This window comes from Acinetobacter sp. LF10, from assembly GCF_048585715.1.
In the GTDB taxonomy this organism is placed as follows: domain Bacteria; phylum Pseudomonadota; class Gammaproteobacteria; order Pseudomonadales; family Moraxellaceae; genus Acinetobacter.
This window is the reverse complement of the sequence record NZ_CP184160.1, coordinates 2,834,188-2,848,227: the sequence shown is the minus strand read 5'-3', so window position 1 is coordinate 2,848,227 and position 14,040 is coordinate 2,834,188. Positions and strand designations below refer to the sequence as shown.

General features: G+C 41.0%; 12 protein-coding genes and 2 tRNA genes. 6 read left to right on the top strand and 8 right to left on the bottom strand.

Translation table 11 applies throughout. The features are described 5' to 3' along the window. Positions 1–28: 28 nt before the first annotated feature. Positions 29–295: a DUF190 domain-containing protein gene (locus ACN19N_RS13705; protein ID WP_420002395.1), complete on the top strand. Its 267-nt coding sequence runs from the start codon at positions 29–31 to the stop codon at positions 293–295. 100 nt (positions 296–395) lie between these two features. Here ACN19N_RS13705 and ACN19N_RS13700 read toward each other — a convergent pair whose 3' ends face one another. Continuing rightward, positions 396–650, bottom strand: a complete 255-nt coding sequence (locus ACN19N_RS13700; RefSeq protein WP_005218504.1) for a type B 50S ribosomal protein L31 — start codon at positions 648–650, stop codon at positions 396–398. Positions 651–786: 136 nt separating this feature from the next. After that, complete coding sequence (locus ACN19N_RS13695) at positions 787–2,082, bottom strand: ABC1 kinase family protein (protein WP_420001572.1); 1,296 nt, start codon at positions 2,080–2,082, stop codon at positions 787–789. 148 nt (positions 2,083–2,230) lie between these two features. Between ACN19N_RS13695 and ACN19N_RS13690 the strand changes: the two genes are divergently transcribed. Next, entirely contained in the window at positions 2,231–2,584 is a 354-nt protein-coding gene (locus ACN19N_RS13690) for a hypothetical protein (protein ID WP_269228935.1), read from the top strand. Between the two features lie 96 nt (positions 2,585–2,680). Here the strand turns inward: ACN19N_RS13690 and ACN19N_RS13685 are convergent, their stop codons facing one another. Then, complete coding sequence (locus ACN19N_RS13685; protein WP_420001571.1) at positions 2,681–4,042, bottom strand: MATE family efflux transporter; 1,362 nt, start codon at positions 4,040–4,042, stop codon at positions 2,681–2,683. A gap of 30 nt (positions 4,043–4,072) precedes the next feature. Then, positions 4,073–4,534 (bottom strand): DMT family transporter, encoded by a 462-nt coding sequence (locus tag ACN19N_RS13680; protein ID WP_420001570.1) that lies wholly within the window; start codon positions 4,532–4,534, stop codon positions 4,073–4,075. Between the two features lie 116 nt (positions 4,535–4,650). Here ACN19N_RS13680 and hemW point away from each other — a divergent pair, with 116 nt between their 5' ends. Beyond that, positions 4,651–5,805 carry a radical SAM family heme chaperone HemW gene (hemW, locus tag ACN19N_RS13675; protein ID WP_420001569.1) on the top strand — a complete coding sequence of 385 codons (1,155 nt, stop codon included), beginning with the start codon at positions 4,651–4,653 and terminating at the stop codon, positions 5,803–5,805. Between the two features lie 123 nt (positions 5,806–5,928). Here the strand turns inward: hemW and ACN19N_RS13670 are convergent. The 4 genes from ACN19N_RS13670 to ACN19N_RS13655 form a co-directional block, all read right to left on the bottom strand. Next, positions 5,929–6,004, bottom strand: a tRNA-Lys gene (locus ACN19N_RS13670). Positions 6,005–6,026: 22 nt separating this feature from the next. Then, a tRNA-Lys gene (locus ACN19N_RS13665) sits at positions 6,027–6,102 on the bottom strand. Between the two features lie 120 nt (positions 6,103–6,222). Further along, positions 6,223–8,064 carry a long-chain-acyl-CoA synthetase gene (locus ACN19N_RS13660; protein WP_269239018.1) on the bottom strand — a complete coding sequence of 614 codons (1,842 nt, stop codon included), beginning with the start codon at positions 8,062–8,064 and terminating at the stop codon, positions 6,223–6,225. A 190-nt stretch (positions 8,065–8,254) separates the two neighbouring features. Continuing rightward, entirely contained in the window at positions 8,255–11,620 is a 3,366-nt protein-coding gene (locus ACN19N_RS13655) for an Rne/Rng family ribonuclease (protein WP_420001568.1), read from the bottom strand. Between the two features lie 380 nt (positions 11,621–12,000). On the opposite strand from ACN19N_RS13655, the gene ACN19N_RS13650 reads away from it, so the two are divergent. From ACN19N_RS13650 to ACN19N_RS13640, 3 genes are all read left to right on the top strand, one after another. Then, positions 12,001–12,348, top strand: a complete 348-nt coding sequence (locus tag ACN19N_RS13650; protein ID WP_050042107.1) for a hypothetical protein — start codon at positions 12,001–12,003, stop codon at positions 12,346–12,348. Positions 12,349–12,410: 62 nt separating this feature from the next. Beyond that, positions 12,411–13,343, top strand: a complete 933-nt coding sequence (locus tag ACN19N_RS13645; RefSeq protein ID WP_087536311.1) for an RluA family pseudouridine synthase — start codon at positions 12,411–12,413, stop codon at positions 13,341–13,343. Next, the gene (locus tag ACN19N_RS13640; RefSeq protein ID WP_420001567.1) at positions 13,340–14,014 is read left to right on the top strand and encodes an HAD-IA family hydrolase; all 675 of its coding nucleotides are present in this window, start codon (positions 13,340–13,342) and stop codon (positions 14,012–14,014) included. The genes ACN19N_RS13645 and ACN19N_RS13640 overlap by 4 nt, the downstream gene beginning before the upstream one ends. Positions 14,015–14,040: the final 26 nt, after the last annotated feature.

The following is a 14,040-nucleotide window of genomic DNA, read 5'->3' as shown; positions in this document are numbered from 1 at the left end:
ACAAAACCATAATGTTTAGGGAAAACCGATTAGCGAATGGCTGTTGGCAGTCGCAAGTCAAATGAATTTGCGTGGGGCGACAGTATTAGCGGGTTTGGAAGGTGTTGATTATCAGGGTTTATTTCATTCTGCTCGTTTCTTTGAATTAGCGGATCGACCTATACAAATTCAATTTGCAGTAAGCTCTGAACAGGCAATCGAATTATTGAGTTATCTGAATAGTAAAGAGATTTCTTTATTTTATGTGAAAACACCGATTGAGTTTGGCATGGTGGGTAAATCAACTGATCGCTAGGATCTATAGAATCTAGACATAAAAAAAGAAGTCTAAGCGGAGGAGATATAACCTTAGACTTCCAATATTAATAGCTTAATGAATGAAACTTAAAACAAGATTAACCTTTGCGATTAAAACGTGCAAAGCGTTTGTTAAAGCTGGCAACACGACCTTCATTACTTGCTTGGCGTACTTCACCTGTATAAAACGGATGCGATGCACTTGAAATATCTAGGGTAACGTATGGATAGACTTTTCCTTGATATTCTTTGCTTTGTTTGGTCTGTAGTGTGCTACCAATTAAAAAGTAGGCATCAGCATTGGTATCATGAAACAAGACTTGTTGATAAGCAGGATGGATATCTTTACGCATTTTAAATGACTCCTATTTTTAGGGTATGTTATAACATAACAATATATGGAGTCAATTCTACTGCTTTCAAGTGAGTGATCTATAAATTGTAGGTAAAATATTTCACCCCCTTTATTCAAAATAAAGGGGGTGGTTTTTAGTAATTTGGAACAAGCTCTTCAAATAAATCATTTAAGTTGTCGTGAACTTTAAGGTGAATCAAGTTCCAGTAATGTCCTGAAATCGTACGGTTGACCATAAGTGTATCTGGGGAGGGTTTAAATACATCCCAATATTTAAGCGATTTTTTAACAAGTCGCATTCCATCGTGATGCGATGAATTTTCGGCAAAGTCATAATGCGTGCTTAATGGGCGCAATAGGATTTCAATCCATTGCGTATACAGTTCTGTTGGAAATTTCTGCTTTTCAGCAATCGAATGCAGTGCAACCAATAAATCCTCAACCTGAGCAATATCCTCTTGGCGAGCTGCATTGACCAATGCTTTAAAGTGTTGAATGATTTCAGAGGATAGTGTTTTGACGCTACCGTAATCATAAATAATCACACTGCCATCTTCACGGAAAGCGAAGTTGCCCGGATGAGGATCACAATGAAAACGCTTCAAGAAAAACATTTCTTGTCCTAAAGCGCGAATCAAACGACGACCGATTTGATTACGGGTTTCAACTGACCATGTACTTGCGGTTTCAATCGAATCGCCTTGTTCAAGACTGAGCGTCAGTACGCGACGAGATGAGTAGTCTTTATAAACAGTTGGGATGATGACTTGAGCATCTAATTTCTCATGGAAGATTTTAAAGACTTCAAGATTTTGTGCTTCGATTTCATAGTTCAATTCAGCAGAAAGGCTGTCCTGAATTTCTTGAAATAGTTGATCTTGTAGCTTCTTATCAATCTTAAGTACGCCCATTAAGCGCAATGCGAGGCGGACTTGCTTTAAGTCACTTTCACAGGCTTGGTCAACCCCTGGATATTGTACTTTCACCACAACTGCTTGCCCATTTGGAAGTACCGCACGATGTACTTGACCAATCGAAGCTGCTGCAAATGGTTCGGTTTCAAAAGAGCTAAAAATTTGGTTTAAGGGCTTTCCCAGTTCTTTTTCAACTTGTTGTTGGATCGCAGCAAAAGGCATGGCAGGGGCTTGGCGTTGTAGTTTGGCAATTGCTTTGGCGACTTCAGGTGGAAAGATATCTTTATACTGTGAGGCAATTTGCCCGACTTTCATCACAGCACCTTTCATTTCACCCAATGTATCGGCAATTTGTAGACCGATGTCTTGGAACAATTGGCTGCGTGCTGCGTCTTTTTGTTCTTCATCTGCGGTGAGATTACGAATGGAGTTGGCAACGCTTTTACTGGCAATACTTGCGGTCATACCAGCCAGTTTTAAAAAACGTCTACTGGGAGAGCTTGCATGTTTTGCCATATTCGCTTGACCTCATTCGATTCAGTTTCAAAGTGATACCCTGATCATAGGTGACAAAACTTAAATTGCCTATAACAAATAATGTTAAGTGATGTAAGAATATAATCGGATATAGTTAAAATATTTAGCTCTAGGTCTATGAGATAAAATGCCAAAATCCATATGGAAATTACATTTAAATGCGACATCAGAACGTTCTGCTCAAAAGATCATACAGAAATGTATAGATGTATTTGAAAGAGTACCAATAAGCTTAAAGATTGAAAAATATAATAAAGGCGGTTACATGGCAACGTTGGAACTTGCACATGACGAAAACTATTCTTGGTCGGAACTTGTGTTGGAAATAATTGCACTTGGTCAACGCTTAGGGAGTGGTTGGAGTATCTATGGCAATATTAATGATGATCCCAGTGCCGTTTTAAGTAAAAGCATGGGTAATCATATCCGAGTAAGTGGCGTTGACTGGGCTGATTGGTTATTACTCAAAGATCAATTTTAAATGCGATCAATCATGTAAAGAATGTCGTTTTGTTAGTCTATTCATTAGGGTGGTAAGGGTGAACGATGTTCCCCCTCGTAAATTTTCTTGATTCTCTTATAACTTAGCACTGATCATTTGTGCTAATCGTTTATTGTTTAAATATAAACGACCAATCAAGAATATACAGGCGATGCTTAAACCGATAATCAATCCGAGCCAAACGCCTGCAACACCCCAAACTGTGTAACGTGCAAGATATAAACCAATTGGGAAAGCAATCACCCAATATGCCATTAAGGTAATCCACATCGGTGCTTGGGTGTCTTGCATACCCCGTAAACAGCCTGCGGCACTGACTTGCCATGCATCCATCAATTGATATGCCATCGCAAACCAGAGCAAGTACATGGCGACTGGGATAACGTGAATATCATTGGTATAGATTGCCACGATATAGGGGCGCGCTACAGCAATCAGTGTCATGGTCAAAGCAGCAAAAACGGTTGCACTAATCAACCCCACTTTTTGAACTTGGCGCATCGCATACCAATTTTTCTCTCCATAATAAGTACCTACACGAATCGTGAGTGCAATGGCAAGAGATAATGGGATCATAAATAATTGTGAAGTCACAGAAATTGCAATCTGATGCGCCGCAATCGCATTTTCACCGAGTGGACTCAGCACAATCGCGCCTGTACTGAAAATACTCACCTCAAAAAATACAGCTAGACCAATCGGTAGACCCAGCTTTAAGATGCGTTTTACCCATACAGGGTCAATTTTTTCCCATTGTGTGAAAATGGGCGCTTGTTGATAAGCCTTGGCTTTTGAAATATAAACCGCGAGTGTAATAAACATCAGCCATTGTAGGATTGCGGTTGCAAAACCACAGCCTGCACTGCCTAAGGCTGGAATAGGTCCAAAGCCATACATAAAAATAAAGTTCAGTGGAATCAATACCAATAATGCAATTAAGCTAATTGCAGTCACAGGTCGTGGATGCCCTAAGGCTTCTGAATAACTGCGCAATGCTGCATACATCATTACCGCAGGCATACCAAAGCCAATCGCATGTAAAAACAGGCTTGCTTTGGGTAATAAACTTTCAGGTACTCCAAAGAGGGGTAAAAACATCGGCATACATTGCAAAATCAACATAGCAACGATGCCGAGGATGACCGCGACCCATAAGGATTGACGTGCAATAGTCGGAATTTTCTCTGGTGTTCTTGCACCGCGTGCTTCAGCGACTAAAGGTGTTGTTGCGATCATGATTCCTGCAAATAACAACATAATTGGAATCCATAAACCAACACCGACAGCAATGGCTGCCAAATCAGCAGCAGAAAGATGACCTGCCATGATGGTATCAATAAGACCAAGCCCAGCTTGAGCAAATTGGGTGATCAAGATCGGAAACATTAAATGAAATAATTGCTTAAGTTCAAACCGCTTGGTTGTCGCGTGAGACACAAAAAATACTCTTATTGAATTGAGGGAGAATTAGCGTTGTAGAGTGAATATAACACCAATAAAAATGACAATACTGCCGACAAGACGTTGCCAATTGACAGGTGTTTTTTCTGTACCTAACCAGCCGAAATGGTCAAGTAACATTGAAATGGTCAATTGGCCGAAAATAACTAAGCCTGAAAAAGTCAATAATCCTAGTTTGGGTGCAGTATAAATGCTCATGCTGATGGCATAAACCCCAAGGCAGCCACCAATCCACAGAAACCATGGAATTTGAGCCAGTTCCCCTAAGCTTGGTTTTGCTGTGCTTTGAAAATAAACCATACATGCAAGCACAATTGTCCCTACCAAAAAAGAGAGTAAGGCAGCTTGAAGAGGTGAGTGCAAATGTTCTCTAAGTTGTGAATTAATTGCAGTTTGAAATGCCATTGCAATACCAACACCTAATGCAAGAGGAAGAATAAATAGCAATTGGCTGGTAATTTTGATCATTTTATCAATCTAATTGTTCTTCATTGTCTCAGTCTAACCGAATAGCGAGGTGATGATAATAAGCGGATTGATAGAGTCATGTTAAAATAAAAGGGTTCTGTTGTTGAGCTTCCATTTTGAGTCATTTAAATCCAGCAAATATTCCACTTTCACTTTATATCCATATGCCTTGGTGTGTGCGTAAGTGCCCTTATTGTGACTTCAATTCACATGCTGTTCCTGATGGGGGATTGTCTGTGGATTTAGAGCAACAATATCTTGAGGCACTGGTGGCTGATTTTGAGACTCAAATTGAAATGGCGCAAGGTCGGTCAATTCATAGCGTATTTATTGGTGGTGGAACACCGTCTTTAATTTCAGCACAAGGTTATCAGTGGTTATTTAGTCAATTAAATGCGCGATTAGACTTTGAAGTAGATTGTGAAATCACATTGGAAGCCAATCCTGGAACGGTTGAACATGATCCATTTGCGGATTATCTTGCCGTTGGCATCAACCGTTTATCATTAGGTGTACAAAGTTTTGATCCTGAGCATTTACAGCGACTGGGTCGTATTCATACAGCGAATAATGCTTTAGATGCAATCCAACAAGCGCGTCAAGCAGGCTTTGAGCGCGTTAATGTTGATCTCATGCATGGTTTACCACAGCAAACGCAAGAACAGGCTTTAAATGACCTTAGATTAGCTGTAGAACAGGGTGCAACACATATTAGTTGGTATCAACTGACCATTGAGCCAAATACGGTGTTCTTTAGAACCCAACCCGTATTGCCACAAGATGAAGTTTTAGAACATATCCAAGAATTGGGTGAGGCTTATTTAAAAGCGAATGGTTATATCAATTACGAAGTCTCAGCATGGCGTAAAGAAAAACCCTCAGCACATAATTTGAATTATTGGAAATTTGGTGATTATTTAGCGATTGGTGCAGGTGCGCACGGTAAGGTAACACGCCCTGATGGTATTTATCGTTTTCAGAAAACCCGTTTGCCGAAAGATTATTTAGCCAAAGTGCCTGCTGATCATGTACAAATGAAACGTATTGATGCAGATGAATTGCCATTTGAATTTATGATGAATGTTTTGCGTTTAAATGATGGGGTAGATGCGAAATTTTATACTCAACGCACAGGGCTTGATTTACAAGATATCAGTGAGACGCTGAATCAATTACGTGACAAAAAACTTTTGGTCGATGATGTAAATCGAATTGCTTGCACAGAGCAGGGACATATCTTTTTAAATTCGGTGTTGGAAAGTTTTTTGTAATTTAAGTACAAGCTTACTTTGAGCAAGGACGCTTAAAGTAAGTAAATATTGTTGTCATCTTTTAGAAAGGTATTTAGCACAAAATAAAAAGCCCCATCATTCATGATGGGGCTTTTTAGAATTTGGTGGGTCGTCCGCGATTCGAACGCGGGACCAACGGATTAAAAGTCCGCTGCTCTACCAGCTGAGCTAACGACCCGATAAGGGTTCAAAACATTAAATGGTGGGTCGTCCGCGATTCGAACGCGGGACCAACGGATTAAAAGTCCGCTGCTCTACCAGCTGAGCTAACGACCCATCTCGTTTTGATGTTGCGTATTCTAGCAACTTATTCAGCTAACACAAGAGGAAATTTAAAAACATCTGCATGATTGTTTATAAAAAGCACGATTTCCTCTTGTTTAGCTAAAAAATAAACTAGAAACGGTACTGATAGCTTTGAATGTTATCAAAGATTTCAGTATTTACATCACTATAGCTGTTTGTACCTGGTAATAAAACCAATAAACGTTCAGATGTTTTGCTTGGGTTAAAGCTATCTTCTTTAAGTTTATTCTTTTGGTATTTAAATGTACCAGTGGTTTCAACTTTTGCTTGAATGCGTAAAAATACTGGAATTGCATAAGATGGTAAGCATTTTTTAAATACATTCACCATAGCGCTTAGATCAGCATCATTGAGTTCTGCGCCATCGACCAACGTGATTGCTGCCATACCTGCACGACCATTGGTATTTGGAATTTCAACACCATACACCACTGCCTCTACAATTTTGTCATATTCGCAGACCATGTTTTCAACTTCAGTTGTAGAAACGTTTTCACCTTTCCAACGGAAAGTATCGCCTAAACGGTCTACAAACTGCGCATGACGGAAGCCGATATCACGAACCAAGTCTCCAGTATTGAAGTATGAGTCGCCCTTGTTAAACACATCTTTTAAAATAACAGATTTGTTCTTCTCTGGGTCTGTATAGCCATCGAAGGGTGATCGGCTAGTGATCTTACCGACGAGTAAGCCGACTTCACCTGTTTTGACTTTTTTACAGTTGCCTTTCTTATCGCGAACCAACTCATTCTTTTCTTTATCGAATTCAACAATTGCATATGGAGTAGGAGAGAAGCCAACTGTATTGTCAAAGTTAAAGATATTACTAAAACCTACATTACCTTCACTTGATGCATAAAGTTCAAGTACTTCTTCTACACCAAATCGTTCTTTGAACTTACCCCAAATATTTGGACGCATCCCGTTACCAATCATTTTGGTGACACGGTGAGCGCGATCTTGTTCGGTGACTGGTGCATCAATTAAGTAACGGCAGAGTTCACCAACATAGCCAATTGCCGAAGCATTGAACTTTTGAACATCTTTCCAAAATGCACTGGTCGAGTATTTACGACGTACAGCAAGCGTTGCACTACCTGCAATTACACCACACCAGCACACCACCACTCCCGTTGCATGGTAAAGCGGTAAGGTAACGTACATCACATCATTTTTACCGAGGTTAAGGATATGTCCATACGTGCCGTAAGCTAGAGTCCAACGGCTGTGTGTGAAAATAACAGCTTTTGGTAGGCCCGTTGTACCAGAGGTATAAATATAAAATAAACCATCTTTACCCGTTACTGTACGTGTGGTAGATGGATTGAATTTAGGAAATTGATCAATTTGTTGCGCCAGATTGACATAACTTTTAGGTGCAATGCCTGCATTTTTTCGTGTTTCTAGATCAGCAAACCAGTGGAAACGATCTTGTGGCACTTTTAATTCTGGGCGAGCTTCATCAATCGCAGCACGGACTTCTTCACCTGCAATCACTGCAATTGGATTAACCAAATTAATGCTATGAGCAAGGACCTTACCGACTTGTGATGTGTTTACGAGTGCGATCGTGACACCAATTTTAGCTAAAGCAACAATCGTAGCAATCAGTTCAGGACGGTTTTCAACCATCACTGCAATTACATCACCTTTTTTAGCGCCAAGCGATAAATAGTAATGCGCAATTTGGTTTGCCCATTCATTCAGTGCTTGGTAGCTGTAACTTTGATCTTCAAATAACAGAGCGATGCCTTGAGGGTTACGCTTGACTGCTTTTTCAAAGGCAATGCCTAAACCAGCAGGTGAAGTTGGCGTTCGTATATATGCTTGTTTAAGTCCATTGAGAATATGAGGTACTTTGGTGATGAAGTTTGGAAGTCTAGTAGCGACATCACTAAGGGTAATAATATCGGTCTGCGTAGTTTGGCTCATATCAATCCTGTTTTATTTTTCGATTAGTCCAAAAATGGCTATCTGTTAGAACACAACCATTAACATCATTGTTGTTAATGCTATTTTTACTGGTAAGTTCCTAGAGCAATCAACCTAATCTGACAAAATAACAAAAAAGCCTAGTCATCGAAATGACTAGGCTTTGCCTTATTGAGTGCAATTTAGCAAATTATTCATTGCCAGTTGTGCTCTTTTTAGGTGGTCTTCCACGAGGGCGACGAGGGCGGCTAGATTTTTCCTTTTCTGCCTTCGCTGCTTCATCCTCTAGTTCTGCTTCAGTTGGCTCAGCTTTTTCAACCGCTTGAACAGTTTCAGTCGTTTCAGAAACCGTTTCAGCTACAATTTCAACTTCAGCTGTTTCAGTCGATGTTACTGGCTCAGAAACTTCAACTGGTGCGGCTTCTGCTGGCGTAACATCAGTGCTGTCTAGTTCTAGTGGTTGTTGCGCTGGTGTGGTCGCTACTGTTTCATCTGCAATAATATGAACGACTGTTTCTGGCACTTCTTCTTTCGATTCAGTACTTTCAACAGGTGCAGCAGTCGTATTTGCAGCGATATGAGCTTCCTTAGCTTGTTCAGCTGCAAGTTTAGCCAAGCGACGACGTTCGCGAGGATCATTTGCAACACGAGTAGCAGGTGCTTCAGGTGGAGTTAGTGCCAATACAGGTGCAGGTTCAACTTCTTCAGTTTGCTTTTGAGTTGGAAGTTCAGCATCACGGGTTACGGGACGTTTTTCTTCAGTAACAGCTTCAACCACTAAAGTGTTTGCATATTGCTCAGCAAACTTCTGTAATGCACGATTAAATGTTGTCACTAAGCCGAATTGCTCAATCAAAATAGTACAGTCTTCACCATATACATGACGAATCAGACTACTCATCGTGTACTGAGCTAACGTTGGAATTTGTGACGGTACAACTTTAGGCACAATGGCTTTAGGCGATGATTGCGAATCACGATGACGACGACGTGAACGTGGATCATTGCTAGCACGTTTTACAGGTGCTGGAGCAGCTTCAGTTGATGTCACTTCTTCAACTTCTGTAGCCACTTGTTCTGTTTGAACAGGTTCAAGGACTTCAGCTTGCTCTACAGCAACAGGTGCTGTTTCAGTTTTTGTAACTGGATTAGCCTGTTGTTGGTTTAATGCAACAATTTCACTCTGACCTTGATCAATATTTACGATCAATGCTGTGTTCATTGGTTCTGCGCGAGGTGCATCAATCACATCAACTTTAATTTGTTGAGGATTCACTACAGTTTCAGGTGTAACCGCAGCAGTTTCATTTAAAACACTTTGGTCACGATGACGGTTTGGTCGATTTGGACGCTGTTGGTTATTACGATCACGACGTGGTAACGCGTTTGTATCATTACCATGTACAGCATCATGATGTTGCTGTTGGTTTTGATGTTCTTGTGGTTGTTGGCGTTTTTGCTGACGCTTTAACTCACGTTGCTCTTGGCGTGATGGTTGCTCTTGACGAGAAGAAGCTTGAACATTTTCTTCCTGCACTTGATTTTGTTGCTCATGTGCATGTGAATGATGTTCACGTTGTTCTTTATGCTTACGTTTCTTCGGATTTTGCGATTGATTTGGGCGATGAGATTTCTCATCCTTCTCAAATGATTCACGTGCTTCTTGTTTCACTGGTGATTGTGAAATATAAGCATTATTTGCAACGGGTGCGACTGCTTCAGTCGTTGTAACAGGTTTGACCTGACCAAATTGACCACGGCTTACCGCACCGTTATTAATCATTTGTTCAATTGATGCTGCTGCATTTTGTGCTGAACGTGATTGATCAGTGGTTTGCGCTTGCTTTTGAACAAATAAATTTTCTAACCAAGCACAAGGACTAGCTGACTTTTGTGCAACTGCTTGTTGTGTTTGTTTAGGTTGAGCTGCTTGCTGTTGTGCAGCTTTCTTTTGCTGCGCTGCGGCATTGTTTTGTGCAGGTGCAGCATGCGTGTGCTCTGCTTCTTCTAAATGCCAGTCAGAAGACTCATAGCCGAGTTCTTTTTCGCTTGAACGTGTTGCTTCGGTACGTTCATAGCTTGATGGTGCAAAGCCATCAGGATTGTACTGGATTTGATAATGTGGGGTTTCTAAGTGCGGGTGAGGCAATATGGTCACACGAACATTTGATGTTTGCTCAAGATATACCAGACTGTGACGCTTTTCATTTAATAAGAATGCTGCGATTTCAACTGGAACTTCAACTTGAACTTCACCTTGACGCTCGCGCAAAGCAATTTCTTCCACTTTACGCATGATTGAAAGTGACAGCGAACGTAAGTCGCGTACCATACCTGTGCCATGACAGCGTGGGCAGACATAACCTGTTGCTTCTTCCAAAGAAGGACGTAAACGTTGACGACTCATTTCCATGAGTCCAAAACGTGACAGTTGACCGAACTGAATACGCGCGCGATCACTTTGTGTCGCTTCACGTAGTTTCGCTTCAACCATACGTTGGTTGCGGTCTTTAGTCATGTCAATGAAGTCGATGACCACTAAACCACCGATATCACGTAAACGAAGTTGGCGTGCGATTTCTTCTGCTGCTTCTAAATTGGTATTTAGAGCCGTTTCTTCGACATCATGACCACGCGTTGATTTCGCCGAGTTAATATCGATTGAAACCAAAGCTTCAGTTTGATCAATCACGATAGAACCGCCAGATGGAAGTTTAACTTCACGTTCATAAGCGGTTTGGATTTGGCTTTCAATGCCGAAATGAGCAAATAAAGGCTCATTCAAGGTATAAGTTTTTAATTTGTCTAACTGACGTGGCATCACTGCTTTTACGAAGTTATACGCTTCGTTGTAGGCTTGTTCACTATCAATCAGGATTTCTGCAACATCATCACGTAAATAATCACGGATCGCACGTGTCACTACACCTGCTTCTTGGTGAACTAACATTGGTGATGGGCCAGAACCTGCTGAACCTTGGATTTGAGCCCAAAGGTCAAGTAAATGTTGCAAATCAAGTTGCAATTCTTCTTGTGTACGACCAATACCCGCAGTACGAACAATGACGCTCATGCCACGAGGTACATTTAAAGAAGATAGAATTTCTTTGAGTTCTTCGCGCACAGAACCTGAAATCTGACGGCTAATACCGCCACCTTTCGGGTTGTTAGGCATAAGTACTAAATAACGACCTGCAAGAGAAATAAAAGTAGAAAGCGCAGCACCTTTGTTGCCACGCTCTTCTTTTTCAACTTGAACCAATAATTCTGTGCCTTCAGTGATGAGTTCACGAATATTTGAAGTTTGACGAGGATCTGCTTTGAAATACGAGTTTGCAATTTCTCGCATAGATAAAAAGCCTTGACGCTGTGCGCCGTACTCAACGAAAACTGCTTCTAAAGAAGGTTCAACGCGAGTGACATGACCTTTATAAATATTTGATTTTTTTTGTTCACGAGTACGATTTTCTAAATCGAAATCGTAAAGACGATTACCAGTAATCAGTGCAACGCGAACTTCTTCGGCGTGGGTTGCATTAATCAACATACGTTTCATGGGTGTGACACCTAATAGTGATGCACACAAACAACTAGCCCGATACTTTTGAGCAAACATCAAATTGGCGCGATCAAGATTCAGAAGCAGCTTTGTATATGATGCTCTGAAACCACTGACTGTAAATATTCAGTTTGTGCTTTGATACGTTTATTTCGATGTCAGCAATAGTGCCTTAATCTTCAGCCTAATGATATTTCATCCATGTTTTGCATCTGTGAAATATCGTTAGACCCAGCATAATCAAAGTTCCTAGACGCTTCACTGGCGGGTGAGCGGTGCATTGGATGGTGACTTTCACTGTCATTAAGCATTGAAGTCGATCCATCTGGAAGTCTCGTGATACGGAATGATCATCGTATCTCTGCTTAGCAGTTCCAATGCATCAACGCTTTAGCCTGAATGCGACATCAGGGAGCAAATTGTCTGATGTGGATCAGTTTACGTTTAATAACCAACAAATTTGTTGGCAACATATTTTTTCTGAACAAACTGTATGTGCTGATGCACAATTAAACGCAACAGTTTGCCATTTTGCCGATATAATAAGCCTTCGGCGTCGGCATAATTCTTTAGGACCTATCCGAGTTGTTGGTGAATATCTCGTCGATTTAAAATTTTATCTAAATAAAATTTCTGATCTGATGCTCACTTACGGTGGTATCCGTGCGCTGAATATATCAAACCTTGCGGCATCTGCCTATGGGCTAAGTTTAGGTTTCTTGTGAAATAACTTAGCTAAATGATCAATTTTTAATCATATTTAGCAAATCTTGGATTAATCGAGCGTATGAATTCTACACAACAATGGCAAAGTGTCACTTGGTTTGACGTGGATGAGCATCAAGACGGGCAGCGAATAGATAATTTTTTATTTACCCGATTAAAAGGTGTACCGAAGAGTCGAATCTACCGTTTGATTCGTGAAGGACAAGTACGTGTAAACAAAAAAAGAATAAAAGCGGAAACACGTTTGAATATTGGCGATCAGATTCGTGTCGCACCAATTCGTTATGAACAAAAGGATGAAAGCGCGGCACCAGTGAGTGATGGCGTGGCGCAAAGCCTGCTTAGTCGTGTGGTTTACGAAGATGAAGGCTTATTGGTCGTGAATAAACCGTCTGGTATTGCCGTCCATGGTGGCAGTGGTGTGGCATATGGTTTAATCGAAGCCTTGCGTGCTGCGACAGGTAAAAAATATTTGGAACTGATCCATCGTATTGACCGAGATACTTCGGGCTTGGTTATGATCAGTAAGAAACGTAGTACCTTAAAACTGCTTCAGGATTTACTACGCGAGCATAAAATTCAAAAAACGTATGCGGCGATTGTCAAAGGACAAGTCAGTTTGGATCAGCAATTGATTGATGCGCCCTTATTGCGTTATGAACTGGCGAATGGCGAACGTCGTGTCCGTGTGACCAAAGACGGTAAGCCGAGTAAGACTGACTGGAAAGTGGTTGAACGTTTTAAGACAGCGACTTTGGTGCATGCGTCACCGCTTTCGGGACGTACCCATCAAATCCGTGTACATGGTTTAAGTATTGGTCATCCTTTAGTTGGTGATGATAAATACGGACACAATACAGACTATAAAGGTCCTGAAGCACGTCGTTTATGCCTACATGCCATGCGTTTAGACATTCCAAACTATCCAAGCATTGAAGCGCCAATGCCAGAAGATATGCAACAAGTGATCAATGAATTGAGAAAGCAGAAATGAGTCAAAATATCGAATTGGTGATTTTTGATTGGGATGGCACTTTATTCGATTCGGTTGGACAAATCGTGGCGAGTTTGCAATATGCGGCGCAGCAGTTTGAGCAGCCTTTAACGAATGAAGCTGCAAAAAGTATCATTGGCTTGGGTTTACCTGAAGTGATGCAAATCTTATTTCCGCAGGTTCCAGATTTGCAGCAAGATATTTTGCAATGCTATGCAGATCATTATGTTGCAAACTCAAAAGGCGATGCATGGTTTAGTGGTGTGGCAGAGTTGTTGGCTGACTTAAAACAACAAGGGATCAAGCTTGCAGTTGCGACGGGTAAAAGTCGTAAAGGTTTAGATCGTGTATTAAGTCAAACCAATAGTCATCAGATTTTTGATATTACCCGTGCAGCTAGTGAGACCAAGTCTAAACCTGATCCATTGATGTTGCAGGAGATTCTTGCTGAGTTGGATGTAGCAGTTGAATGCGCCATTATGGTGGGGGATACCAGTTACGATTTAGAAATGGCAGAAAATCTGAATATGCCACGTATTGGCGTCAGCTATGGGGTGCATAGTATTGAAACTTTGCAACAATACCAGCCTTTAACGATTGCTCATAATGTGCAGGATTTACATGCTTATTTGCAAAGTATATTGGAACGCGCAGCGATTACTGAAAGTTAAGCGATTCACATTATTTGCAAAGATAA

What these genes read in the sequence shown, in the direction of transcription:
- ACN19N_RS13645 (WP_087536311.1), top strand. Translation starts at nt 12,411, where the DNA reads ATGAATTCTACACAACAATGGCAAAGTGTCACTTGGTTTGACGTGGAT.
- ACN19N_RS13690 (WP_269228935.1), top strand. Translation starts at nt 2,231, where the DNA reads ATGCCAAAATCCATATGGAAATTACATTTAAATGCGACATCAGAACGT.
- ACN19N_RS13695 (WP_420001572.1), bottom strand. Translation starts at nt 2,082, where the DNA reads ATGGCAAAACATGCAAGCTCTCCCAGTAGACGTTTTTTAAAACTGGCT.
- ACN19N_RS13680 (WP_420001570.1), bottom strand. Translation starts at nt 4,534, where the DNA reads ATGATCAAAATTACCAGCCAATTGCTATTTATTCTTCCTCTTGCATTA.
- ACN19N_RS13640 (WP_420001567.1), top strand. Translation starts at nt 13,340, where the DNA reads ATGAGTCAAAATATCGAATTGGTGATTTTTGATTGGGATGGCACTTTA.
- ACN19N_RS13650 (WP_050042107.1), top strand. Translation starts at nt 12,001, where the DNA reads ATGCATCAACGCTTTAGCCTGAATGCGACATCAGGGAGCAAATTGTCT.
- ACN19N_RS13660 (WP_269239018.1), bottom strand. Translation starts at nt 8,064, where the DNA reads ATGAGCCAAACTACGCAGACCGATATTATTACCCTTAGTGATGTCGCT.
- ACN19N_RS13700 (WP_005218504.1), bottom strand. Translation starts at nt 650, where the DNA reads ATGCGTAAAGATATCCATCCTGCTTATCAACAAGTCTTGTTTCATGAT.
- ACN19N_RS13655 (WP_420001568.1), bottom strand. Translation starts at nt 11,620, where the DNA reads ATGAAACGTATGTTGATTAATGCAACCCACGCCGAAGAAGTTCGCGTT.